Genomic DNA, 25722 nt, shown 5'->3' on the forward strand with positions numbered 1-25722 from the left:
AGGGGTGAGGGACGAGTGAGTGAGAAAGAGGGAGAAAAGACGAGAAATCATCGCCCGAGTAGTCTGAGCCCGATATCCCCGTCGAACCCGGCCTCGTCTTCGTCCTCGTCGGCAGCACCCGGGTCGGTACCGCTGTCGCCCGTTCCGGACTCGTTCCCGCCGCCACCACCCGATCCGTCGTCTGGTGGAGCGGGGGAATCGGATTCGTTCCCGTCTCCATCGCCGGGTTCGTCGTCACCGTCGTCATCGTCACCGAGCCCGCCGTCACCACCGTCCGACTCGTTGTCGTCATCAGGAGGACCTTCGTCTCCGGCACCGGGCTCGCCCGCTCCGGGCGGCGGAGCGGTTCCGTCGGAGTCGTCACCGGCCGATCCGTCGCCGACGTCGATCCAGAGGTGCGTGTACCGGTAGGCGTTCTCGGGCGCCGGGTCCGACGGGACGTCGTCCGTGTAGAGGAGGTAGACAAGCCGGATCTGGCCCGAGTCGGCCGTCGGCGTCACGGCGACGTCGCGATGGACGGTCTCGCCGTCGGGCACCGAGAGATTCGATTCGTGGATCACCTCGCTGTCGCGGCGGTCGCCGTCGACGTAGCGCTCCTGGCGGACGACGAGGTCGTAGGTCACGTCGCGGTGTTCCTGATTGTCGACGGCGACGGTGAGCGGGACCGACTCCCCGGGTTCGATCTCCGTGGGATAGCCGGCGGCGACCAGCTCGCCGCCCTCGTCCTCGGCGAGCAGTTGCATCCCCGTGTAGCGCTCCCCGTCCTGCGGCGAGAGGAGCGCGTAGCCGCCGGTCGTGATCGCGAGCACGACGCTGACCGCGAGCACGACGTTCGTCGCGGCGAGCAGTGGCGAACCCGTGGGCAACAGGGCCCATCGCAGCGTCGACCACCGGCGAGCGAAAGCGGGACGGTATCGCCGTGCGGGCGCGAGTCGCAATCGACGGAGCCACGCGCCGACGGCCGCCAGGACGGTAACCACGGCGATACTACCGACGACCGGGGCCAGCTCGAAGGAGGCCACCGACGGGATCGCCAGTCCGAGGATCGGCAAGATCGCCAGGCTCGAACCGAACGAGAGGGCGAGGCGCTCGCCGTCGGACGGCGTCCTGGTCCCGAGTGCCCCCCGAGCCGTCTCGGCCCCGGCCGGCGACGACCCAGCGGGAAAGCAAAGCGAGACGAACGCGTAGCCGGGCGCCAGAAACAACAGCGGGAGGCCGACGATCGCCCGGATCGGCGGTGACGCGGGATTCCACCCGACGAGGACGACGACGGCGACGAGGACGAACCCACAGAGCGTCGCGAGGTCGGCCGGGCCGGTGGGCCGGGATCGGTCGGTCGACTGGGCGTGGCTCGACCGCGATCGTTCGAACGGCTCCTTCATCGGTCGAGGAACCGACCCGTACGGGGTTTGTTACGACTCGAATACCGGGCAGTCGTCTGGCCGTGGTAGTCAGGTCCGGAAAACAGTCGGCTTGCAACCTCGCGACGGCCGGTCTCCGGACGGAAGCGTGCGACTACTTGGGGGACGACGCTCCCCGATACCGTGCGTGGCTCGGTGAAGTGGCCCGACGGATCGGAGCGGAACGAGCCGGACGCCGCGGGAAGGCGGTCGATTACAAAACCGAATCGTCACGAGCCCTGACGTATGCTCACCAGTGCGAGTGCACAGCCAGGAATCGATACTGTCGTCGCGGGCGGAAGCGCCGCGCGTCGGCTGACCGACGCCGACAGCGGGCGCGGAGGTGACGACCGGTGGTAGACGTCCGCCTCGCGACCGACGAGGACGTCTCACGGTGGAGCGACTACGTCTCGCGGTCGCCGCAGGGAACGCTCTTCCACGAGTACGACGCCCTGCGAACGCTGGCCGAGTACGCCGGCGCACGACTTCACCCGCTCGTCGGCTTCAAGGGGCAGGAACCGGTCGGCGTCTTCCCCGTCTTCGCCCTCCGGAAGGGGCCCGTGATGACGGCGTTCTCGCCGCCCCCGAACCTCCGCGTGCCCGCGCTCGGCCCCGCGACGCTGAACCTCGGCAAGCTGAAACAGCGAAAGCGCGAGAAGCGCCGCGAGCGATTCGTCGACGGCTGTCTCGAGTGGATCGACGACGAGCTCGGACCGCGCTACACGCACGTCCGGACGGGACCGGCCTATCCCGACGTGCGCTCGTTCAAGTGGGCCGAGTACGACGTTACCCCCGAGTTCACCTACCACGTCGACCTCTCGGCGGACGAGGACACCCTGCTGGATCGGTTCAGCAGCGACGCCCGCCGGAACGTGACGAACACGCCGTCGGACGCCTACGAGATCGTCGACTGCGGGAGTGATGAAGAGGGGTGCGACGCCCCCACCGCGATCCGGCGAATCGTCACCCAGGTTCGCGAACGCTATCACTCGCAGGGCGTCGACTTCGACGTCCCCGCCGACTTCGTCGTTACCCTCCACGAGAGCGCCGAGCGGGGTGCGATCCGGCCGTACGTCTGCCGCGTGGACGGCGAGTTCGTCGGCGGTATTCTCGCCGTCGAGTACGGCGACACGATCGGCCGGTGGATGGGCGGCGTTCGGACGGACCGTGACGTCGACGTGCCGGTGAACGACCTGCTCGACTGGGCGGTCATGCGCGACGCTCGCGAGCGCGGCCTCGCCACCTACGACCTCGTCGGCGGCGAGACGCGTCGGATCAACCGCTACAAGGCGAAGTTCGACCCGTCGCTGCGAACCGTCTACAGCATGGAGCGAGGGTCCTGGGGCATGCAGACGCTCGCGCACCTCTACCAGTCGGTGAAGTGATGGTGGTGACCGAGTTCTCGTCGGCCGACGCGGTGACGATGGCGACCGAACCCACGCCGGCACAATCCGTCGGGTATCGTGACCGTACCCGACCGAAGTACGTCACTACCCAAACGACGTCGGGTGGTCGTCGGGGGCGATGACAGCCGACACCGGGCTCCGGACGCTGCTGGTCGGGATCGACGCGGCCTGCGAGCGGGTGCTGGAGCCGCTGTTCGCCGAGGGGGAGTTGCCGACGCTCGCCTCGATCGTCTCGACGGGCGCGAGCGGGCCGCTGCAGTCGCAGGTCCCGCCGTGGACCGCGAGCGCGTGGCCCTCGCTCTACACCGGGATGAACCCCGGCAAGCACGGCGTCTTCAGCTTTCTCACGTTCGAGGGCTACGACTGGGACGTCGTCAACGCGACCGACGTCCGCGAGCGAACCCTCTGGGAACTCCTCGACCGCCACGGCTACCGCAGCGTCGTGGTGAACGCACCGGTGACTCACCCGCCCAGATCCTTCGACGGCGCCCTGATACCGGGCTACACCGCCCCCGAGGACCCAACGTGTCACCCCGAGGGGCTGCTGGACGACGTACGCGACTCGATCGGGAATTACACCGTCTACCCCGACGACGATTCGACCGACGCCTATCGCCGAGCCATTCGCTCGCGCGGCGAGGCGTTTCGCTACCTCGCCGAGCGGTTCGACCCGGACTTCGGCTTCCTGCAGTTCCAGGCCACCGACTCGATATTCCATCGCCGGCCCGACGACGAGGCGGGCATCCGCGCGCTCTATCGCGAGGTCGATCGCCAGCTCGCGGCGACGATAGAAACCTGCCATCCGGAGACGATCGTCGTCGCGAGTGATCACGGAATGGGGCCCTACGAGGGGTACGAGTTTCGCGTCAACGACTTCCTCCGGGAACTGGGTGCCGTCGAGACGGTCCGCGGCGGTCGCGGCATGCCGACCTGGTCCCGTGCGCGCGAACGAAGTCTTAAAGCGGGCGAGGAGACGACGAGAGCGGGTGACGGCACAACGAGCGACGAGAGCGGGCCCGGAACCCTTCAGCGATCGATGGCCGCGCTCGCGTCGGTGGGGCTGACAAGCCAGCGCATCGGCGCCGCCCTCGACCGCGTGGGTCTCGCAGACGCGGTCGCGCGTCGCGTCCCCGACGCCCTCGTCAGCGCCGGCACGGAGCAGGTCGACTTCCGGAACTCGGCCGCCTACATGCGCTCGCGGATCGAGTGCGGGATCCGGCTCAACCTGCAGGGTCGCGAGCCGAACGGCGTCGTGTCCGAATCCGACTACGACGACGTCCGCGTCGACCTGATGAACGAGCTCCGGGCGCTCACGGCGCCGGACGGCGAGCCGGTCTTCGAGGCCGTCGCGCCGCGAGAGGCCTACTTCCACGGGCCGGAAAGCCACCGGGCGGTCGACATCGTGACGATCCCGGCCGACTACGACCACTTCCTCTCGACGACGCTGCACGGCGAGCGCTTCGGCCAGCCGACCGAGCCCTGGAACCACAAACTCGAGGGATTCGTCGCCGTCGCCGGCGAGACGGTCGACCTCCGGGAGGGCATCGGGCACGCCCATCTCTGCGACGTCGCGCCGACCGTCCTCTCGACGTTCGACGTCCCCGCGGACGAGCGCATGGACGGGACCGTCCTCCCTTGCGTCCCCTACACTGGCGAGCAATCGTACCCCCGGTTCGAGAACGACGAGTCGGCCGCGACCGACGACGCCGTCGTCGAACGGCGCCTGGCCGATCTGGGATACATCGAGTAAACGGGCCAGCGCTCGTCCGGACCGAACACCTCTCGACCGCGAGCGGTGAACGGAGCCGCCGACCGACCGACGGCGCCGACAACCACCGCGTCCGACGGGGCGGCCGAATTCGTCTATCAGACGCCACCCTCGACGATATCCACGAGCCGCTGGCGGTCGAACAGTCGCTCGTCTTCGGGAATCTCGGGGTACGGTTCGCCATCGGTGAACCCGGGCCACTCGCCGAAGATGTCGGGATAGAGTTGCTTGGCGGTCATCTCGGACTGGAAGAGGTTGCTGATCGGGCCCTGATACGGCGTCCCGCCGACGTACAGCGCGTCGTCTTCGACGGCGGTGACCTTCCGGGCCACCGGATGGTCGGCCAGCAGGTCGATCGTGGGCCGCACCAGATTCGCGCCGCCGAGGTCGCGGTGGACGACCCCGAGATGAAAGATGATGACGTCGGGATCGTACTCGAGCAGCGTCTCGTAGTCCACCGTGACGCTCGACCGCCCGTCGTAAATCCCGGCGAAGGCGTCGCGCACGTCGAGATCCCGATACTGCTTCTTGCCGTACGTCTTCTCGATTTCGGACGCCGGGTTGTAGACGACGAACCCGCTCCGGTTTTCGGGAGTGTAGCGCCCGTTCAGGACGCCGACGGTCGGTCGATCCGTGCCGGTCGGAACGCGATCCGTGATCCCGGTGAGCGCCCGTTCGTAGATCTCGACGAGCGCCGTAGCTCGGTCGCTCGCGTCGAACGCCTTGCCGTACAGCCGGACCATGGTCGGGATGTCGTAGTAGCCGTAGGGCTCTCCGTCCGGCCAGTTGGGCCACCCCTCGGCGCGTTTTCGCCGACTGGCGTTGCCGAGAAACGGGGCGACTCCGTCGATCAGTCGGTCGAGTTCGGTTTCCGAGACGCCGTACGAAAGCAAGACGTTCGGATCGACGGTGAACACGTCCGGATCGGTCTCGTAGAGCGTTTCGAGGTCGATGGTCCAGTCCTCGCTCGAAATCTTCGGTATCTCGCTCGGGTCCGGCGTCTCGACGCCGAGTGCGTCGTAGAACCCCTGAAACCAGAACGATGGGCCGGCCATGCCCGCAACCCCGTCGGCCCGGCCGAGTGCGGTCAGCACGTCCGCCGTGAAACCGAAACCGCCGACCCACGACGCCGGTGCCGTCTCGAACGATACGGTTCCGACGGGTTCCATCGTCACCGAGTACGACCCCTCGCCGCCGGAACCGTTCCCGTCGTCGGAAGGATCGCGCACGCCGGTACAGCCGGCGAGCAGCGCTCCGCCGACGGCCGCCCCGGCGTATTTCACGCACTCTCGCCGCGTCGGTACCGTCCTCGCACTGGTGTGGTCACTCACGGTTAGATCTCCCCGTTGATGATGTCCGCGACGCGCTGTCGGTCGAACAGTTCAGTATCGCTCGTAACCGGCCCGAACGCATCGGGATAGAGTTGTTTCGCCGCTCGCTCGGTCAAGAACAGGTTGTGAATCGGTCCCTGATGCAGGTAGCCACCGCGGTAGACCCGACCGGTCTCGACGGCCGTCAGTTCGCTCCCGACCGGATGGTCTTGCATGTACCCCAGGACCACGTCGCGGAACTCCCGCGGTGACTTTCGCTCGTGGCCGCGGACGAGGATCGCATCCGGGTCGATCTCCAGGAGGGTCTCGTAGTCGAGCTCGCCGCGGTTCGTCGTGCTCAGTTGATCGATATCGGTCCCGTCGAGCGCGTCTTTCGCGCCAAGATCTCGCCACTGCTTCTTGCTCGTTCCCCGGTCATCGAGCCTGTAGGGGGAAAACGACGACGGCTCGGCCGTGTGTTCGTAGGTGAGCAAGACCTCGGGACGGTCCGATTGGGGCGGCAGCGCCGCCCGAAGCCGGCCGATGTACTCGTCGTGGAATCGTTTGAGTGCGCGATACCGATCGCGCTGGCGAAACATCGTTGCCACCGCCTCAAAGGCTTCGTACAGCGTGTAGTACCGGTAGTCGTGCCAGTCGTCGGATCGGCGGAAGATCAAATTCCCGAAGAAGGGCCCGATGTTCTCGGTTATCTCGGTTACGTCCGACCGAGACCAGTCGAACCAGTTGACCAGCATCTGCGGGTCGTAGAGGTGGACGTCGTTGTCGAGTTCGTAGAAGGCTTCTTTCGTCCGCACCTCGGGATAGTTCTCGATCGCCTCGGTCGGCGCGGACACGCCGGGAAGGTCCTCGTAGACGTACGTATAGTACTCGTTCAGGTTGCCGCCGCCGGTCATCGTTTCGGCCTGCCCGAGCGCGACGCCCATGTCCGCGAAGCCGCCACAGTACGCAGCCCACCGATCGGGGGGCGACTCGAACGCGACCTCGCCCATCGGTTCCATCGCCACCGAGTAGGCACCGTCGCCGGTCGTCCCGGTCGGGGTCCCGTACTCGTCACTGTCTGCGATGCAACCGGCGAGTAGCGCCCCGCCGACGGCCGCCCCGCCGAGCGTGACGCATTCCCGCCGCGTGGGCGTCCTGTGGGCCTGCTGTCCCGTCGTTGCGTCCTCTCGCCGCGTCGGTGCCTCGTACCGTATCGTCTCCGCCGTTTCGTCGCTCACGTTCAGATCTCTCCATTGATGATGTCCGCAACCTGCTGACGATTGAACAGCCGTTCACCGGCCGGAATCTCGGGATACGGATCACCATCCGTGTAACCCGGCCACTCGCCGAACTGGTCGGGGTACAGCTGTTTCGCGGTCATTTCAAGCTGGAAAAGATTGAGGATCGGACCCTGCCGTCGCGCGCCCTGCGTGTACACGTGGCCGTTCTGAACGGCCGAAAGTTCACTGGCGACCTCGTGACCGTTCAGCGATTCCCTGATTTCGCCGATGTCGTGATACCCCGTCATCGGACCCAGAACGAGCAACGCGTCCGGGTCGGCTTCGAGGAGTAGTTCGTGATCGAGGGTAAGGTTCCGCCCGTCATCGCCGTATCCCGGTCCGGCGGCGGCTCCCAGCGCGTCGGTGACACCCATCGGCCGCGTGTGTGCGGCGTAGTAGCCCGGATGATCCATCTTGTAGCCCCACATCGAGTCGTCGGACGTCGAGAACAGGACGAGCGCCGCACTCGGCCGCTCGCTCTGCGGCGGGAGGTTCCCCTCGATGGTCCGAATCACGGCGTCGTGGACCGACGCGAGCGCCTCGTACCGTTCGGTCTCTCGAAAAACCCGGGCGATCGAGGCGAAGATTTCCCACAGCGAGTAGTACCGGTAGCTATCGGCGAACGCCTCCGGCGGCTCTTTCCGGGTACCGCTGAGTGTGTTCCCGAACCACGGACCGACGCTCGTTTCGATCTCCCGGAGGTCTCCGTCGTCCCAGCCGTCGGCCGTCGCGACTTTCGCCGGGTCCGCGATGTGGACGTCGCTGTCGAGGGCGTACAGTTTCTCCTTCGTCGGCGGCCACGACGAGTACAGGCCGTCCCAATCGACCGAGACGCCGTCGAGGTGCGACACCAACTTGCGATACAACGACTGGTGGAATTTGGGCGCGTGCATCGCGTTGATCGCATCCCCTCGCCCCAGCGCCAACAACATGTCAACGTGGTGGCCCAGAATCGTGAACACGTTCTCCGGGACCGCGTCGAACGCGACCTCGCCCATCGGGGCCATCGACACCGAGTAGGCGCCGCCTGGGGTCGCCCCAGGCGGGGTCCCGTACTCGTCGCTATCGGCGACACAACCGGCGAGAAGCGCCCCGCCGGCAGCCGCCCCGCCGTATTTCACGCACTCCCGCCGTGTCGGCGTCGCGTATTCTCGCCGCGCCGGTACCTCGTCCCATGTCGGATTCGTCGTCTCAACCCCATCCATGTCACTAGTTTAGGTCCACCTAAAAGTTATAACTCCACCGATTTTTCGGTGAGCCTAAAACACTACCCGCGTTCCCAGTATGTCTCCACGACGCGTCGAACACCGGGCGAGACCGCAACCCGCGTCACGGAACGGAAAGCGCGCCGAAACGGGCGAAGACGCAACGGAGCGAACCCGGCGCGAAAACCGAAGTTGTGCACGCCGCGGACGGACGCGGCTGTCGGCCCGCAGCTCATCGATCGGCTCCCGGATCGCCGCACTGTCCCTCCGGTTCGTCGTCGTGGCGCGGCCGGAGAGGCTCGATTCGCGGACCGCGCGCGGTCTCCTCCACCCGCGCGTCGATCTCGAAGACGTCGGCGAGTAGCGCTTCGGTGACGACCTCTTCTGGCGGCCCACGGGCGTAAATCGATCCGTCCTCGAGCGCGACCATGTAGTCCGCGTATCGGGCTGCCTGGTCGATGTCGTGAAGCACGAGCACGACCGTGATGTCGCTCTCGTCGCGAAGGGTCTGAACGATCTCCATCACCTCGAGTTGATGGTGCAGATCGAGGAAGGTCGTCGGTTCGTCCAGAAGGAGCACGTCCGTCTCCTGAGCGAGTACCATGGCGATCCAGACGAGTTGCTTCTGCCCGCCGCTGAGACTGCCGACCGGCCGTTCCCGGAGGGGCTCGACGCCGGCCAGCGAGATGGCGCGGTCGACGGCGCGGCGGTCTTCGTCGGTCAGCGCGTCGAAGAAGCCGCGATGTGGGTACCGCCCGTGTTCGACCAACTCCTCGACGGAGATGCTCGTAGGGGACACGTTCTCCTGTGAGAGCAAACCGAGTTTGCGAGCGAGGGCCTTCGTGTCCAGCTCGTGGACCTCCTCGCCGTCGATCAGGACGGACCCGTCGTCGAGGGCGAGTTGCGTGGCGAGCCCCTTGAGCAACGTGCTCTTGCCGCTGCCGTTCGGGCCGACGAGCGCCGTTACTTCACCTGGGGCGACGGCAACGGACTCGTCACCGATGACCGGCTCGTCGGTCGACGGATAGCCGATGACGAGATTCTCTCCGGCGAACTCGCTGGCGCCGCGTTTCGAAGCCGAAGCGGGTTCGTCGGTCAGGTCGTCGCCCGACCGGTCCGAATCGTCGTCGGGCCGATCCGTCTCTCGCTCGAGAGCCGACTCGCCGCCGTCCGTTCTGGGGGGCCGATCGTCAGGCATCAGATCTCACCCATTCGGTCCTGGGTGCGCATCAGGTAGAGGAAGTACGGTCCGCCGATGAGTCCCGTGACGATTCCGACCGGAATCTGGACCGGGCTGAGCGCGAGGCGGGCGCCGACGTCGGCGGCGACCATCAGCGCCGGCCCGACGAACAGACAGCCGATGACGAGCTTTCTGTAGTCGCTGCCGACGATGTTTCGGACCATGTGGGGCACGATCAGACCGACGAACCCGACGATTCCCGCCGCGGCGATGCTCGCCGCGGCGGCGAGAACGGCCACGCCCGAGAGCGCGAATCGGACCTTCTCGACGTTCATTCCGAGCGAACTGGCCGTGCTCTCCCCGAGCAACAACACGTTCAACTGCCGGGAACTGACGAGCGCGAGCCCCATCGAGAGAACGGTCCACGGGAGGATCATCCGCACCTCTTTCCAGTCTGTCCCGGTCAGGGACCCCGTGGTCCACGAGATCGCGGACTGGACGATGCCGATGTCCTCCGCGAAGAAGAACATCGCCGTCTGGAGGCTACCGAAAACGGTGCTGACGATGACGCCGGCGAGGACCAGTCGGACGGGCGAGGTGCCGTTCTTCCAGGCGATGGCGTAGACGACGAGAAACGCGGCCGCTCCGCCGAGCGCGGCGAGTACCGGCAACAACTGGGACGTGTTGAAGACGAACGTCCCGACGAGAAACGGAACGACGATCGTCACGCTCGGGAGGACGACGAGCGTCAGCAGGATCATCAGCCCCGCGCCCGAAGAGACACCGAGGATGAACGGGCTGGCGAGTTCGTTGCGGGTGACCGCCTGGAAGATCGCCCCCGAGACGGCGAGATTCATTCCGACGAGGATGCCGACGAAGACGCGCGGGAGTCGCATGTGCCAGACGATGAGGCTGTCGTGTCCCATCTCGGGCAGTTCGGCACCGAACAGGAACGCCTCCCAGACGTACCAGTTGAAGATAACATCCGGGTTGAAGACGGCTCGCCACGTCTGGGCCAGCGTCATCGAGTACGAGCCGAAACTCGCCTGGAGGAGTCCGCCCACGAGGACGACGGCGAGGCTCCCGAGACAGAGCGTGAACAGCGATCCACCGACCCAGCCGAGCCATCGTTCTCGGCGGGTGAGAACGTCCGCGCCGGTAGCTTGCGAACCGGCCATGGTCAGTTGTCCACCGCCGTCGTCCGTCGGTCGGTCTCGATTTTTCTAGCCGTTTCGAGAATCAGGTCGTCGTCGATGTGGTCGAGCAGCCGTCTATGACCGCGTTCGACCCGGCGATCGATCTCTTCGGTGGGAACATACGTTGCCAGTCGACGATCGATCTCTCGCTCCCGAATCTCCGCGAGTTGTTCCTCAGAAAGCTCGTGCTCGTCAGGTACTCGGTCGTGGAAAAGCTCGCGCCAGCGATCTCGATCGCGCCACTCGTCGTCGAGTTCCGTCTCTCGGCGCACCCAGTCGTAGTGGTTCGCCAGGGCCTCGGGGTACCCCCGTTCCCGCCTTCCGTCCTCGATGAGCGTGATGCCGACCCGCGCGCCGCGACCGGCAGCCATACTCGTCTGATAGCCTGTTTCGCCGTACGGTGCGGCGATATAGAGCCCATCAACCGGTGTCGTGCCGTCGCACTCAGCGTACTGTTTGTCGAAATGTTCGTGTTCCTCGCCATCGTGGTCGTGGACCTCGAACATCGCCGCCTCGTCGTCGAGGCCGCGCATGTACTCGCCGTCGTACCGCGTGGCCGCGACGACCCGCCGAGCGGTCACCTGCGGCCCTTCCTGCGGCGTCACGACGAAGCCACCGCCGTCGGTGGGTTCGACCGCCTCGTCGCCATCTGCGGGGTCAGCCGACTCGACGGGTTGGGTGCGCTCCACCGACTCGACGAGGTCCGTGACGATATTGCAGCCCGCCTCCTCGGCGTGGTCGTGCATCAACTCGTACAGGGTCTCGATGTCGATACCGCCGGGGAACCCCAAGTAGTTCTCCAGGTGCGCGCACCGCTGGATCGAGGAGCGCCCCCGGTCGAAGATGACGGTATCGAGACCGTCCCGAGCGGTGAAGATGCCCGCCGAACAACCGGCCGGGCCGCCGCCGACGATGACGACGTCGTGGTCGTACTCTGTACTGTCTCGTGGTGTGGTCGTTGTGTTCATTGGTTGCCGTCTCCGTTCACGATGGCTGCGAGCCGCTGTCGGTCGAACACCTGTTCGTCTCCGAACTCGTCCGGGTAGCACCCTTGAGCGGCTTGCTCGAGTTGAAAGAGGTGGATAATCGGCCCCCGATAGGGCTACCGCCGTAGCTGACGCAGTCGTTCTGCACCGCCTGGAGGCCGTCGGCCTGTCCGAGTGCAACCCCCATGTCGGCGTACTCGCCCGTGTACTGAACCAGCGTTTCGGGGACACGGTCGAGCTCGACGGTTCCGACGGGTTCCATCGAGAGCGAGTACGCCGAGTCCGGTGTGGTCGTCCCGTTCTCGGTTCCGGTCGGGGTTGAGGCGGTCCCTGGCACGCCGTCTCCCGTACAGCCAGCGATCAGTCCACCGCCGACCGCTGCACCGCTGTACTTTAGGTACTCTCTGTGCGTCGATGCCGCGTGGCCCGTTGAACCCCCCATGAATTTTAGGGTAGCCTAAATAGTGAAAACGGTTTCGGTTTTTTGGCTGGCCTAAAATTGACGCGTCGAGCGCGCTACCGGTTTCAGATCGTCAGCGCGGCACGCCACAGCGCGGACACATCGGCGGCCCGTCAGCCGATAGATCGAGCCCGCAGTGGGCACACCCGTCTTCAGCGTCGGGTCTCGTAATCTCCGTCGGCGGTGCAGTTAGCCAGGCGATCCGGCCCCGGTGGCTGGGTGGGTGCGGTCATCGGCGTAATCGATGTGCGACGACGTCCCACGACCAGCCGTTTCAGTGCAGTGGTTTATGTCACATGACAGAAAGCACACCCTTGGTGTGGGCGGCGGCGGGAGACACACGTCGTCTCGAACCGACGATCGAACACCGACCACTCTCACGACGATCAGACACTCGGCACCCTGTAGTAGTCACTCTATTCCGACCGTCACCGATCCCGAAACGATCGGTTTCTCGCTGGTACGGGTGTCATATCAATAGCCGTGATCGATGCCGACTGGGCTACACATGCAACGGAGCGGACTTGCACTCGGCGGACTCGCAGCAGTCGCAGGCATCATCATCGGCGCCGTCGTCCTCTCGTCGGTGTTCGGCATTGGCTTCGGGGGCGATCTCCTCGCCGACGACGATCCGGGAGACGACAGCGCTCCGACGGACGTCGACGCCAGCGACCCGGGTGACGGCCCATCGTCGAACGAATCGGACAGCGCGACCAACGAATCCGACGGCACCCCAGCGATCTCCGAACCCGCGGCGAACATCCCCGTCCCCGAAGAGGGAGATCCCTACTTCGAGGCTCGCGATCCCGACGGGGAGTGGGTGAGCTACGTCAACCCGCGCGACGAGTACCGCGAGCCCTACCTGGGCGCCGGCTCCGGGAAGCTCTGTATGACGCTGCTCAACGCGGACGGCGAACCGATCGTCGGGGAGTCGGTGCCGAACACGACCGTCACGGTCCCGACCGGCGAGAGCCTCTCCTGGCACTCCCTGGCCGATCCGTTCGCGGTCGAATTCCCGGTCAGTGACGAGCGCCAGCCACTCGACGCCGATCAGTTCGGGACGTCGTCGTCACTCGCACAGGGCGACGGGGTCATGGACAGCCACTGCATCGAATTCCACGGCCTCCCCGAGGACGGCACGATCTCCTACGGCGAGGCGGAAGTGACGGGAGACTACGCGGACGCCATCGATGTCGTCGGCTACATCCAGCAGGCCAACGACAACTGGGACACCGACGTCGATCCGATCGAGGACGCCGTCTCCTACGAGGAGGCCGGTGGTGCCTGGACGTACGAACCCGGTGGCTCCCACGGACAGGCCGTCATCGTCCTCCAGCTCTCGCCCGACGGCGCCGAGGCGAGCGGGTAGCCCGATCGCCAGCGTTATTGACGCAAGTACCCAACCGCCGCCGTGAACTCCGGCGACACCGGGCCGAGCCGGCGGTGTTCGTTCTGTGGCACAGCCGTCACGGACGATAGCACCAACGACGCATACGGACCGACACAGCTCCACGCCGACGAGGATGTGGCCGAGGAGTCGTTTTGCTCGCCCGGCTGTCGACGACTCGCCGACGCGCTCGACCCAGCACCTGCGAATCGTGCTGGTGACGATTCCGGACAGCCGACCGCCGGATCTGGACCGGACGCCAGTCCCGTGTCCGAGGTGTCGCCCGACGACACCGACCGGGCGCCCGACGAACCGACGGGCGATCTCGTCCGGTCGCACTTCCGGATGGACGGCATGCACGCCGCCCACGACGAACGATACCTCGAATCGGTCGCGACGGGGATCGACGGCGTCGACGACGCCTCGGCCAGTTACGTGACCGAGAGCGTCAGCGTCGATCACGACCCCGTACAGGTCTCGGCCGAGAAGCTCGCAGAGCGACTCACGGGACTCGGATTCACCGCGTTCCGGCGGGATCGCCAGGGCGACCAGCACGGGCGTGACGAACACCACGAGCGCAACGCCCGGCACGAGCGGAACGACCCGACCGAAGCCAGTGACGCGAGCGCGGGCTCGGACGACGGATCGATCGGTGCGGACGTCACCGGACGGACCCATCGCGGTCGCGAGGTCTCCGGGTTCAAAAAGCGCCGGGCCGACGACTTTCTTGAGATGCGCTACGTCGTCGGCGTCGTCTTCGGCTCCTTCCTCTTGGTTCCGTACGCCGTCCTGTTCTACCCCGCCGCACTCGCCGATCTCACCGGCTGGGCGGCGCTCTCGATCTTCGGCGGGTCGATGGAACTCGACTGGGGCGTCCTGCCGCTGTTTCTCGGTCTGACCGGCGCCATCCTGTACCTGACCGGTCGGCCGTTGCTGCGCGGGGCCTTTCTCGCCCTCTCGCTCCGCCGGGCAAACGCCCACCTGCTCGCGACGCTACCGATCGTCGCCGCCTACCTCTACGGGGCGGTCGCGGTGCTCACCGGCCGGTTCGACCTCTACTTCGACCTCACGATCGTCGTCGCCGCGACGGTCATGGGCGCGATCTACTGGGAGGCGACCGCCAAACGCGACGCCGCCTCGCGGCTCACCGCACTCACCCGGGCCTCCGTCGCCGAAGCACGCCGGCTTGCCCCGGACGGCTCGACGCAGGTCGTCCCCACGGACGACCTATCGGCGGGCGATCGGATCCTCGTCCGACAGGGCGAACGCATCCCGGTCGACGGCGTCCTCGCCGACGGCGGCTGTACCGTCGCGGAGGCACTTCTGACCGGTGAATCGCTCCCACAGGAGCGCACCGCCGGAGACGAGGTCGTGGGCGGGTCGACCGTTACGACCGGGAGCGCCGTCGTCACCGTCGGGAATCGATCGACGAGCCGACTCGACGGGCTCACCCGCCGCGTCTGGAACCTCCAGAGCGCCACCCACGCGGCGTCCGATCGGACGGACGACCTCGCCGGCCGCCTCCTCCCGCTCGTCGTCGGCGCCGCCCTCCTCGCCGCCGCAGCAACCCTGCTCGTCGGCGATGGCCCGATCGCGGCCCTCCGACACCTCCTGCTCGCCCTGCTCGTCGCGAGTCCGTGGGCGCTCGCGTTCGCCACTCCCGTCTCCGTCGCTACCAGCCTACAGGAGGCAGCCAGGAAGGGCGTCGTCGTCTTCGACGAGACCGTCTTCGGCCGGCTCAGGGACGTCGACACCGTCGTCTTCGACAAGACGGGCACGCTCACGACCGGCGAGATGACCGTCCGCGACGCGACGGGGCCGGAGCGGGTCCTGCGAGCCGCCGCGGCGCTCGAACGCCGTGCCGCACACCCGGCTGCCGACGCCATCGTCGAGGCGTTCCTGCCGGACGCGGCCGATGGCTCCGGCGGAGGCGCTGGGACGGACGGGGCGGGTGACGATCTCGTCTCGCAGGCCGACGGCGCGACTGACGAGTCGATGCCCACGGACGGGACAGTCGCCGACGGCGTGCCGACGGTCGACGCGTTCGAGACCGTCCCGACCGGTGTCGCCGGCGAGGTCGCCGGCGAGCCGACCCTCGTCGGGCATCCGTCGCTGTTCGCCGCCCGGGGCTGGTCCATCGACGAGGCGATCGAAACGCGAGTCGAGGCGATCCGGGAGGCGGGCCACCTGCCGGTCGTGGTAGGTCAGCACGGACGGGCCGAGGGCGTCGTCGCGGTCGGCGACCAGCCACGTGAGGCGTGGGCCGCGACGGTCGAGTCGCTCGCCGATCGCGACGTCGACGTCGTCGTCCTCACCGGCGACGACGCAGCCGGAGCCGACTTTCTGACCGACCGTGACGCCATTACGGCGATCTACGCCGACGTGCCGCCGACGGGGAAGGTCGAGGCGGTGCGGCGACTCGCCGCCGAGGGACGCGTCGCGATGGTCGGCGACGGGACGAACGATGCGCCGGCGCTCGCGGCGGCCGATCTCGGGATCGCCCTGGGCGGCGGGACCGCGCTGGCGGCCGACGCCGCCGCCCTCGCGATCGCGGACGACGACCTCGCCGGCGTCGAGCGAGCGTTCGCGCTCGCTGCACGCGCACGAAGACGTCGTCGCGGCACGCGCTGGCTGGCGTTCTCGTACAACGCGATCGCCATCCCCGCCGTGCTCGTCGGCCTGGCGAGCCCGCTGGTGACGATGGCCGGTGCCGTCGTCGCCACGGGATCGATCCTCGCGTACGCGTCGTATCCGGTCGGCTTCGGATGGGACTGAGACGCGGCCTCGAACGCGACTGAGCAACCGAACATCGACCGACGGAGCGGCGCTTTCCGAGGGTTCGGCGAGACGCGACGGGTCGGAGGGCTGTCGGACGAGTCGAGGGGCTGTCGGGCAGGGCGGGGCGGAGCGCCGCCCGAGACGAACAGGATTATGCCACCCTCGTGAGTGGCGAGTCGTATGAGCACGATCGTCACCGAGCGACTCGACGACGACCCACTGGCACGCGTCGTCATCTCGAAACCCGAGCGCCGCAACGCCGTCTCGCGCGCAGAGACGCAGGAACTGGCCGCGACGATCCGCGACCTCGACGCGGACGACGGCGTCCGGGCGGTCGTCCTCACCGGCGAGGGCGACGCCTTCTGTGCGGGGCTCGACCTGACGACCGTCGGCGAGGAACCCTCGACTGGGCTGGTCAACCGCAGCTTCCACGCGGCGGTGCGCGAGATCGCGACGGCGTCGATGCCCGTGATCGCCCGTGTCGATGGCCCGGCGGTCGGCGCCGGCGCGGCGCTCGCGATCGCCTGCGACCTCGTCTACGCAGACGAAGACGCCAGTATCGGGTTCTCTTTCGCGAAGATCGGCCTCTCGGCCGACACCGGCGCGACCTGGACGCTTCCCCGGCTCGTCGGCGTCCAGACCGCCTTCGAGCTACTCGCGACCGGCCGCATGGTCGACGCCACGGAGGCAGCGTCGATGGGGCTCGTCACCGAGACCGCGAGCGGCGACGCGCTCGACAAACTCGTCACGACGCGCGCGGTCGAACTGGCCAACGGTCCGACGCGTGCGTTCTCGGCCATCCGCCGACTCCTGCTCCGGGCCAACGCGAACACCTTGGAGGAACACCTAGAACGCGAGGCCACGGCCCAGATCGAAGCCTACCACACCGACGACTCGTCGGAGGGCATCGAGGCGTTCGTCGCCGACCGTGACCCGGACTTTCAGGGCCAGTAGGGGTTCGACGGTACCAGATGCAGCGGCTGCGTCGCCAGTGTGGCCGCTACCACCTCACAACCGGTCGAGAAACGCATCGAACGCGCCGCTCTCGGGGTGGACGTGGGCGTAGGTGCCGAGGGCCCGGTACTCGGTCAGTCCATCGTGCGTCCCGTCGATCCCTGTCCCCCGGACGGTCTCGAACGCGAACCGCGCATCGCCGTCGACGGTCGCCTCCGAGTAGTGGAACTCGTGGCCGCGAAGTCGTTCCCCATTTCCTGCCGTCAGCGTCTCGTCGATGGCGACGAGTTCGACGTGATCGAGCGCCTGGTACCGCTCCCGCATGGTCACGTCGGCGGGGAGAACGCCGGCCATCTCGTGCGTGTCACCCTCGGTCGTGGTCAGCGTTTGCGACAGCGCCATCAGTCCGCCACACTCGCCCAGGATCGGGAGGCCGTCACTCGCGAGTCGCCCGAGTTCGGAGAGTGTCCCCGCCGATTCGAGCGCCTCGGCGTGCAGTTCCGGATAGCCGCCGGGAAGGTAGACGCCATCGCACTCGGGAACGGGGTCGCCGGCGATCGGTGAGAAGGTAACCAGGTTGGCTCGCTCGCGAACGCGCTCGATCGTCGCTGGATAGCGAAAGCAAAAGGCCGCATCGTCGGCGACCGCGACGATGGGGTCGCCCGGAGACGAACCGGTCTCGCAGGCTGTTGACGGCGGTGCCGGATCCCGCGCGACGTGGACGAGCTGCTCGACGTCGATCGTCTCCGCGGCCTCGGCGAGCGCATCTTCCGGGATCGGCGCCTCGTCGGCCATCTCGAGCCCGAGGTGGCGATCGGGGATCTCCAGGGCAGAATTCGGCGGAATCCGGCCGAAATACGTGAGACTGTCCGGCAACGCCTCCCGGATACCCGTCTCGTGGCGGCCGCCGTGGGCTCGCTGGGCGACGATCCCGGCAACCTCGATCTCCCGCCCGATATCGTCGGCGTAGGTCTGGAACCCGCGGGCCGTCGCCGCAACGCTCTCCATCCCCGCACTCGCGTCGACGACGAGGACGACCGGCAGGTCCAGCGCCTCGGCCACCATCGCCGTACTCGACCCGTCGCCGTCGTACAGCCCCATGACGCCCTCGACGACGCAGACGTCGCCCTCGCCGCGGTGGTAGTTGCGCCGGAGGCCATCCTCCCCGCAGAGCCACAGGTCGAGCGTCCGGGATGGGCGACCCGCGACCGCCTCGTGGTGACTCGGATCGATGAAGTCCGGACCCGCCTTCGCCGGCTGGACGTCGTGACCGGTATCTTCGAGGGCTGCGGTGATCGCGAGCGTCGCGACGGTCTTTCCGACGCCGGAACTGACGCCGCCAAGGACGAAGCCGTTCATCACGCTTTTCTTTCTGCAAGTGAACTTGAATTCGTCGGTGCCTCCCCGGCCGTCTGTCACGTCCCGTCGGCCGACGGGAGGCCAGTGGCGCCGAGTCCGGTCATGGCGTCCCGGCCGCGAATCGATCTCCAACGCTACCTGCATCGCTCGACCGGACATGGACGACCATGTCCGAGAACGGCGTCTCCTCCGGACCGTCGCCGCGGGCGTAAATTCGTCGCCTACCCCGATATATCGGCCTGCCCCGAAGTGATCGATCGACGGTCACCAACGGAAATCCGCGAGAGTCGCCCGAATCGCGATCGCTGTCTCGTCTCGACCGGTCGCTTGCGTGTCCGCGAACTACGCTGACCGTTCATGAGAATTATTTTATAGCATGACATACGTTTCTGACAAGAAGCGCCTATGAGAGGTGTCGAATGACATCCGAGACACGACGGGAGTCGGAAGATGCCACGAGAACGGTTCGCGGTCCCAGACTCGTCGGACGAGGACTTCTCCTCGTCGGGGCGCCGCTTCTCCTCGCGATCGTTCTCTGGTTCCACCCGAGCGCTGGCCACGAGCCGTTCGCGACCCTCTCTCCGGTCGTTGACACGTGGTTTCTCGTCCACGCGCTCCTCTTGCCGCTCTTCGGCGTACTTGGAATCGGTCTCTACGTATTGCTGAGCGATTACCACGGGACCGTCGCGACGATCGGACGGATCGGTGTCGCGGTGTATCTCGTCTGTTATCTCGCGTTCGAAGCGATCGCCGGCATCGCGACGGCCGTGTTGATTCGGGAGTCGAGCGGGCTCGCTGCCGACCAGCGCGAGGGCGTCGAAACGGTCGTCGACATCGTGCTGTCGGACCCGGTCGATGGCGTCGCGGGCGTACTGGCGTTCGTCGGGACCGTCGGCAACCTCGTCGCGGTACTCGCGATAGCCGTCCTGCTTCGGCGGTCGGGTGCGCCACTCGTCCCGGTCGTTCTACTCGCCGGTTTGCCGATCGGTCTCGTCGCTCACGGCAGCACTCCGGGGGCCACGATCAGTATCTCGGCGTTCTGTCTCGGCGTTGCATGGATCGAGTTCGAGTGGCGCTTGTCGGAATCACAGCAATTCAGCAAGCGATTGGCGTGACTTCCCTGCCACACTCGGTCGCTTGCGCTCGTTCGGCGAGGGCAGCGTGTGACCGAAAACCATACCGATCGTACGAACGGGCGTTTCGCGCCCGCGACCGGATGAGGCTTCCTGCTTCCCAGAAGGTGTCAGACTACATCTGATAGCCCGTCGAGGGTCCCTCGACAAACGCACTGTGCAGAACGTGGGGGAACGCAGTCTCCACGGCGTTCGAAAATTACACAGCGATTTTCGCAACCTCCCGGAGAGTTACGCCCACCGACGGTCGGCAAAACTGTGATTCGCCTCGGTACCGATGGAGACCATCGATTTCAGCGCCGAAGTACCTCCGCTCCGACCGACCGTCGAACCACGAGTACGTTCAGATCAACGAACGGCGTGTCTTCCGATCCGCTCCCACCAGCGTGGTCGGACAACTCGGCCAGCGTGAACCGGTGGATCCGCTCGTCCTCGTGGGTCAGTTTCTCGAGTACGAGTGCCTCCAACCCCGGATCTGCGCCGTTTTCGAGGAGGAAGTCGGCGATGTCGCCGGGCATGAAGTCGTACGGCCGGGGCAGCACCAGCAAGTGCCGGTCGCCGACGGCCGCGGCGAGTCGCGACAGGTCGGAGTCGATATTCCCGCTCTTGTGCAGCGTGACGAACTCGCTTCCCTCCATCGGCGTCCGGGCGCGGCTGGCGGCCAGCTGGAGCGAGGAGATGCCGGGAATCACGCGGACCGGCGTCTCCGGAGCCGCTGCGGCCACGGCCCGCTGGACCTTCCCGACGAACTGGTAGCCCGAGTGGTTCGGATCGCCCATCAGGACGGCCGTTCCCGCCGCGCCGCTCGCCACGCGTTCGGCGAACGTCTCGAGCGCCTCCCTTTCGTCGGCGTACCCGCAGGTGAGCACGTCGGTCTCCGAACCCGCAACGTCGGCCACGAACTCCACGACGGTCGAAAACCCGACGACGACGTCGGCCTCGCGAATCGCCCGTTTTCCACGTGGGGTGAGGTACTCACTGTTCCCGGGGCCGATCCCGACGGCGAAGACCGGTGCGGTCGACGCGCCGGATCCGGCGTCGATAGCGCCTGTCGGCTCCGCCGACGCCGCGGCGACCGTCGCGGGATCGGGGCCCGCTTCGAGATCGTACTCGTCGCTCATGGGGTCTGTTCCCCGTCGTCGATCGACACGTCAAGATCGATTTCGCCCGTGCGAACGTCGGTCGCGACGTGGATCAGTTCGTTCGTCAGCGCCGCGGCGAGCCCGCTCCCGCCCCGACGGCCGACGTGGGTGATCGCAGGGACATCGTACGTCTCGCTCACCTCGCGGATCCGCTGGCGGCTCTCCTCGGCCTTGACGAACCCGACCGGGTGAGCTAGGACGACGGCCGGCCGAGTCCCGTCCTCGATGCAATCCGCGAGCGCGAACGCCGCCGTCGGGGCGTTGCCGATCGTGACGATCGCGTCCTCGAAGGCTCCATCCTTGTCGAGTTCGAGCATCGCTGCCGCGGTCCGAGTCATGCCGGTTCGTTCGGCGAGGTCCGTCCCGTGGCCGATGGCCTTCGAGACCTCGCAGTCGTGGCCACGGCCCGTGACGCCGGCTTTCACCATCGTGATGTCGGTGACGATGGCCGCCGAGTCGATGACGGCCCGTGCGCCGGCGCGGACGGGCGCGTCCTCGCCGTCCCCGCCGGTGAACTCGATCAGGTGCTGGAACTCGATGTCGCCCATCGAGTGGACCGACTTCTGGCGAATTCGGTCGGCCAGCGTCTCGTCCGGGACGAACTGCCGGACGATATCCATGCTCGTCTCCGCGATGGCCATCGCGTTCTCCGTCGTCGCCCCGAGATCGGCGTACGCCTCGTCGATCTCCCCCTCGGACTCGGCTCCGCGCTCGGCGTCAGTCATCGATCGTCACCTCCCCACCGCCGACCTCGTTCGTCGTCCGCGCTTCGAGGTCACCCTCGACGGAGAGGTTCAGATCGCGCAGTCGATCCCTCGTCTCGTCGTCAGCGTCCCACAGGCCTCGGTCGATCGCTTCGAGGAGCGTGTCGGTGATCGACGCCAGCGCCCACGGGTTCACGTCGCGCATCCATGCCTGGCGGTCCGCGTCGAACGCGAACTTCTCGGCGACGTCCCCCCAGAGGTGATCGCTCACGACGTCGGTGGTGGCGTCCCAGCCCAGCGTCACGTCGACCGTCGTCGAGAGGTCGCCCGCGCCCTTGTAGCCGTGTTCCTCCATGGATTCGAGCCAGTCGGGGTTCAACACGCGCGATCGCATCGCCTTGCGGACCTTCTCCTCGTTCGTGTAGACGTCCACATTGTCGGGATCGGAGGAGTCGCCGACGTAGGAAGCCGGCTCCTCGCCCGACGTTTCGGCCACAGCCGAGATGAAGCCGCCGTGGAAGGCGTACCAGTCCGAGGAGTCGAACTCGTCTTGCTCCATCGTGTCCTCGATCTTCACCGTGGCGTCGACGGAAGAGAGGCGCCGCTCGAAGGCGTCGTGGGCGTCCGAGACGCGACCGCGCGAGCCCATGGCGTAGCCGCCCCACTGAACGTAGACGCTGGCGAGGTCCGCGCGGTCGTCCCAGTTGCCCTCGTCGACGGCCTTGTTCGTCCCGGCACCGTAGCCGCCGGGTTTCGTCGTGAAGACGCGGTGTTTCGCGGTCTTGCGGGCGTCGGATTCGTCGAGCCCGTCCTCGGCCTGCAACGCGTCGGCTTCCGCCTCGACGTGTTTCTTCACGTAGTTCAGCTCGTGGGGTTCGTCGAGATCGACGACCGCGTCGACGGCATCGTGGATGACGCCCGCCGCGGCGGGGAAGGCGTCGCGGAAGAGGCCGGAGACGCGGGTCGTGACGTCGATACGGGGTCGGTCGAGTTCGTCGAGCGGGATCGGTTCCACGTCGTCGATCCGTCCGGCGTCAGTCCACCGGGGCTCGACACCCATCATCGCGAGCACCTGCGCGATCGTCTCGCCGCGGGTGCGGACGGTCGGGGTTCCCCAGGCGACGACGCCGATTTCCTCCGGATACTCGTCGTTCTCGTCGTGGTGGCGCGCTAACACGCCTTCGGCGACCTCGCTCCCGACCTGCCACGCGGGCTTCGCGGGGACCTTTCGCGGATCGAGCGTGTAGAAGTTTCGCGCGGTCGGCAGCAGATCGACGCCGCCGCGGGTCGGCGCGCCGGAGCCGCCGGGCGGCACATACTCGCCCGAGAGTGCATCGGCAGTTCGCGGAATCTCGTCTTCGGCGCCCTGCACGCGAGGCTGCGCTTCCTCGCAGATGTAGGCCAGTACCTCTCGGAGGTCGTCGTGGGCGCGCGATTTGGCTCGCGCGTCGCCGATCGTCTCGAGATCGACGACGAGCAGGTTCATGTTCACTTCGTCCTCGGGACCGGCCTCACGCTCCGATTCGGGAATATCGAAGTCGTGTTCGGCGAGCGTCTCGATCAGTTCGAGGCTGGTCTCGTGGACGACGTCGGCTGCCTCGGCGTAGGTCATCCGGAGATCGTCGTCGTAGGTTCCCGGCGAGTCGAGCATCGTCTGGTAGTCGACGCCCAGCACACCGGCCACGCTCTCACGCAGGCTCGGCGCGCCGGGGTTCTCGAGTCGCGTGAGCGCGACGAGATACTCGATCAGTCGATCGGCCTCCGGTGGTTCGGACATCGTGTGCAGTCCGAGTCGGATCTGGGTCGTTTTGACGTCGGTGAGGTACTCGTGAATCCGTTCGGCGAGTTCGTCGATGTCGACTGCATCTCCTTCCACGTCACCGTCCGCGAGCGTCGAGCCGGCTTCCTCCGGGCCGCGGACGTCCGCTTTCTGGTCGATTGTCCCCGAAATCCCGAGTTCCACCGCGAGGTCGAGTTCCTCGACTTTCTCCCGAATGAGGGCCTCGAGGTGGTCGCCGTCGTCGGCGCGGGCGTCCTCCATCCCGGCCTCGCGGTACTGGTTGGCGAGTTCCTCGAGTTCCGAGAGTTCGTCGTAGGTGCCCGCGTTCCGCATCACGGGCGTGAGGTAGTCGACGATGGCGGCGTAGGAGCGGCGCTTGGCCTGGGTCCCCTCGCCGGGGTTGTTCACGATGTACGGGTAGACGTTCGGGATGTCGTCCACCAGTTGATCGGGCGCGCTTGCGCCGTTCAACCCGACGGTCTTGCCGGGGAGCCACTCGAGACTGCCGTGGGTCCCCAGGTGAATCACCGCGTCGGTCTCGAAGGTGTTGCGCAGCCACGCGTAGAACGCGTAGTAGTCGTGGGGCGGCTGGAGGTCCGAGTCGTGGTACACCTTCGACGGGTCCATCCCGAACCCGCGGGGGGGCTGGACGGTGACGAGGACGTTACCGAACTCGACGCCCGGGATGGCAAACGGGCGGTCGGGGGCCTCGCCCCATTCCTCGATGACGTTCTCCTGAAACCGTTCGTCCGCGTTGCTGAACCAGTCTTCGTACGTCTCGGGTGGGATCACGTCGACCGAGAGATCGCGGACGTCCGCCGGCGCGACCCAGCGGTCCTCGAGGGTCAATTGAGAGGTGAGTTTCTCCACGAGGGACTGCCCGCTGTCGGGCATGTCGTCGCCCAGATCGTAGCCGCGGGCCTCGAGTTCCTCGAGCAGGTTGACCGTCGACTCGGGCGAGTCCAGACCGAACGCGGTGCCGATCCCGTCGTCGCTCGGCGGATAGTTGTGCAACACGACGGCGACTCGCTTCTCCTCGTTCGGCGTGTGCCGAAGTTCGGCCCAGTTGACCGCGAGGTCGGCGACGTGGTCGATCCGGTCCTCGATCGGGAAGTGCTGTTTCGGCGCGGTGCCGATGTCGGCTGCGTCCTCGGTTCGTTCCTTGCCCGAGATCGGGTGCGTGATGACGGTCCCGTCGAACTCCGGAAGCGCGACGGAGAGGGCGAGTTCGAAGCCCATCACGCCGGTATCCGCGGACTCGTAGCGCGAGCGCGAGCGCATCGTCGTGATCGCCTGCAAGACGGGAACGCCGAGTTCACGGAGGAAGAGATCCGCCGTGTCGCCCTCGTCGCCGGCCGATCGACCGCGTTCGCTCATCCCGAGCGAGAACATGAAGCTACTCACTACGGCGTCGACGATCGGCCCGTCGGCGTCGCTGAACCAGTTGCGAGCCACCCACTCGGCGTTTTCCTGCCCTTCCTCGTCGGTCGCGGGGTTGCAAAAGGCCGGGAGAACGTTCGCTCCGCGGGCCTCGAGTGCCCGGACGAGGGCGTCGACGTAGCGCGTGTTGGCGTGGGTCCAGTGCGATTCGTAGAACCAGATGCCGACCGTCGGCTGGCCGGGGTCGTGCGTTTCGAGCAGTGCGTCGTACCCGATCCCCGGATGATCGGGGTGATAGACGCCCTCCGTCGGTAGTTCGACCGGAGCGTCCCACGGGCCGTCGTACTCGCCGTACGTCGCCGCGAGGTAGCGACAGCACTGTTCGACGTTGACCGTTCCACCCCGCTCCAGATAGTTGGAGACGGTCTCGCGGCGATCCGCCGTGACGGTGGTGTCCTCGATCGCGTAGCCGTCGCCCGTCGACTTGACGATCAGCGGAACGCGCTCGTTCGCGAGTTCGCCGACCGCGTAGTCGTAGCCGGGCATGCTCTCTTCGGCCCCGTGGAGCCAGAAGACGGTCGCCGCCGCGTCTCGCAGCTCGTCGACGAACGCCTCGACGGCGGCCTCGTCCTCGAGGTCCGAAGCCGACCGTACCACGAGATCGACGTCGTCCCCGAGTCGCTCGGCCGCACGCTGGATCGCTCCGAGTTCGTTCTCCGTCGCCGTGTAGATCCCAATCCGTGCACACATGATGTAAACTGCTATTGTATTAGCTAAAGTGCAGTTGTAGTACGCCGCGGCAAAAAGGTATCGGAGGGGTGCCGAGTACGGGACCGACCGGTGGGAGTGCGAACGGCCGAGGCGGTCCGGTTCGGTCTCCCTGACCAGCCCCCGAGCGTCACCGCGTGACAGTT

The 25722-nt window shown here is 66.9% G+C and carries 17 protein-coding genes and 1 pseudogene; 6 read left to right on the top strand and 12 right to left on the bottom strand.

Features of this window, described 5'->3' with window-relative positions; genetic code table 11:
- Window positions 1-47 precede the first annotated feature (47 nt).
- Window positions 48-1382, bottom strand: coding sequence for a DUF1616 domain-containing protein (locus tag C479_RS06285; protein ID WP_007699557.1), 1335 nt, complete (start codon window positions 1380-1382; stop codon window positions 48-50).
- 371 nt (window positions 1383-1753) lie between these two features.
- Here C479_RS06285 and C479_RS06290 point away from each other — a divergent pair, with 371 nt between their 5' ends.
- The gene (locus tag C479_RS06290; protein WP_007699559.1) at window positions 1754-2785 is read left to right on the top strand and encodes a GNAT family N-acetyltransferase; all 1032 of its coding nucleotides are present in this window, start codon (window positions 1754-1756) and stop codon (window positions 2783-2785) included.
- Window positions 2786-2924: 139 nt separating this feature from the next.
- Window positions 2925-4556: an alkaline phosphatase family protein gene (locus tag C479_RS06295; RefSeq protein ID WP_007699563.1), complete on the top strand. Its 1632-nt coding sequence runs from the start codon at window positions 2925-2927 to the stop codon at window positions 4554-4556.
- Between the two features lie 116 nt (window positions 4557-4672).
- Here the strand turns inward: C479_RS06295 and C479_RS06300 are convergent, their stop codons facing one another.
- The 7 genes and pseudogenes from C479_RS06300 to C479_RS17120 form a co-directional block, all read right to left on the bottom strand.
- On the bottom strand, window positions 4673-5905 hold the full coding sequence (locus C479_RS06300) for an ABC transporter substrate-binding protein (protein ID WP_152415825.1): 1233 nt from the start codon (window positions 5903-5905) through the stop codon (window positions 4673-4675).
- A gap of 2 nt (window positions 5906-5907) precedes the next feature.
- Window positions 5908-7122: an ABC transporter substrate-binding protein gene (locus C479_RS06305; RefSeq protein WP_007699570.1), complete on the bottom strand. Its 1215-nt coding sequence runs from the start codon at window positions 7120-7122 to the stop codon at window positions 5908-5910.
- 2 nt (window positions 7123-7124) lie between these two features.
- Window positions 7125-8369: an ABC transporter substrate-binding protein gene (locus C479_RS06310; protein ID WP_007699572.1), complete on the bottom strand. Its 1245-nt coding sequence runs from the start codon at window positions 8367-8369 to the stop codon at window positions 7125-7127.
- 232 nt (window positions 8370-8601) lie between these two features.
- Window positions 8602-9567, bottom strand: coding sequence for an ABC transporter ATP-binding protein (locus C479_RS06315; protein ID WP_007699589.1), 966 nt, complete (start codon window positions 9565-9567; stop codon window positions 8602-8604).
- Window positions 9567-10727 (bottom strand): FecCD family ABC transporter permease, encoded by a 1161-nt coding sequence (locus C479_RS06320; protein ID WP_007699592.1) that lies wholly within the window; start codon window positions 10725-10727, stop codon window positions 9567-9569. The genes C479_RS06315 and C479_RS06320 overlap by 1 nt, the downstream gene beginning before the upstream one ends.
- 2 nt (window positions 10728-10729) lie before the next feature.
- A complete protein-coding gene (locus tag C479_RS06325; protein ID WP_007699595.1) occupies window positions 10730-11713 on the bottom strand; it encodes an NAD(P)/FAD-dependent oxidoreductase in 984 nt (327 codons plus the stop codon).
- Window positions 11710-11897, bottom strand: a pseudogene (locus C479_RS17120) (ABC transporter substrate-binding protein); the annotation flags it as partial. The pseudogene C479_RS17120 and the gene C479_RS06325, both read right to left, overlap by 4 nt.
- A gap of 784 nt (window positions 11898-12681) precedes the next feature.
- Here C479_RS17120 and C479_RS06335 point away from each other — a divergent pair.
- From C479_RS06335 to C479_RS06345, 3 genes are all read left to right on the top strand, one after another.
- Window positions 12682-13560, top strand: coding sequence for a hypothetical protein (locus C479_RS06335; protein WP_241430170.1), 879 nt, complete (start codon window positions 12682-12684; stop codon window positions 13558-13560).
- A 42-nt stretch (window positions 13561-13602) separates the two neighbouring features.
- Window positions 13603-16353, top strand: coding sequence for a heavy metal translocating P-type ATPase (locus C479_RS06340; RefSeq protein WP_007699604.1), 2751 nt, complete (start codon window positions 13603-13605; stop codon window positions 16351-16353).
- Between the two features lie 183 nt (window positions 16354-16536).
- Window positions 16537-17310 (top strand): enoyl-CoA hydratase/isomerase family protein, encoded by a 774-nt coding sequence (locus C479_RS06345; RefSeq protein WP_007699607.1) that lies wholly within the window; start codon window positions 16537-16539, stop codon window positions 17308-17310.
- Window positions 17311-17364: 54 nt separating this feature from the next.
- On the opposite strand, the gene C479_RS06350 is transcribed toward C479_RS06345, so the two are convergent.
- The gene (locus C479_RS06350; protein ID WP_007699609.1) at window positions 17365-18669 is read right to left on the bottom strand and encodes a cobyrinic acid a,c-diamide synthase; all 1305 of its coding nucleotides are present in this window, start codon (window positions 18667-18669) and stop codon (window positions 17365-17367) included.
- A gap of 419 nt (window positions 18670-19088) precedes the next feature.
- Here C479_RS06350 and C479_RS06355 point away from each other — a divergent pair, with 419 nt between their 5' ends.
- A complete protein-coding gene (locus C479_RS06355; RefSeq protein WP_007699613.1) occupies window positions 19089-19784 on the top strand; it encodes a hypothetical protein in 696 nt (231 codons plus the stop codon).
- Between the two features lie 311 nt (window positions 19785-20095).
- On the opposite strand, the gene C479_RS06360 is transcribed toward C479_RS06355, so the two are convergent.
- From C479_RS06360 to cobN, 3 genes are read right to left on the bottom strand one after another with little or no spacing between them, the layout of a single operon-like run.
- Window positions 20096-20923, bottom strand: coding sequence for a cobalt-precorrin-7 (C(5))-methyltransferase (locus C479_RS06360; protein ID WP_007699615.1), 828 nt, complete (start codon window positions 20921-20923; stop codon window positions 20096-20098).
- Window positions 20920-21669 carry a precorrin-8X methylmutase gene (locus tag C479_RS06365; protein WP_007699616.1) on the bottom strand — a complete coding sequence of 250 codons (750 nt, stop codon included), beginning with the start codon at window positions 21667-21669 and terminating at the stop codon, window positions 20920-20922. The genes C479_RS06360 and C479_RS06365 overlap by 4 nt, the downstream gene beginning before the upstream one ends.
- Window positions 21662-25558, bottom strand: a complete 3897-nt coding sequence (cobN, locus tag C479_RS06370) for a cobaltochelatase subunit CobN (RefSeq protein WP_007699618.1) — start codon at window positions 25556-25558, stop codon at window positions 21662-21664. Before cobN ends, C479_RS06365 begins: the two co-directional genes overlap by 8 nt.
- Window positions 25559-25722: the final 164 nt, after the last annotated feature.

Origin of the sequence: Halovivax asiaticus JCM 14624, from assembly GCF_000337515.1 — an archaeon.
Classification (GTDB): Archaea; Halobacteriota; Halobacteria; order Halobacteriales; family Natrialbaceae; genus Halovivax; species Halovivax asiaticus.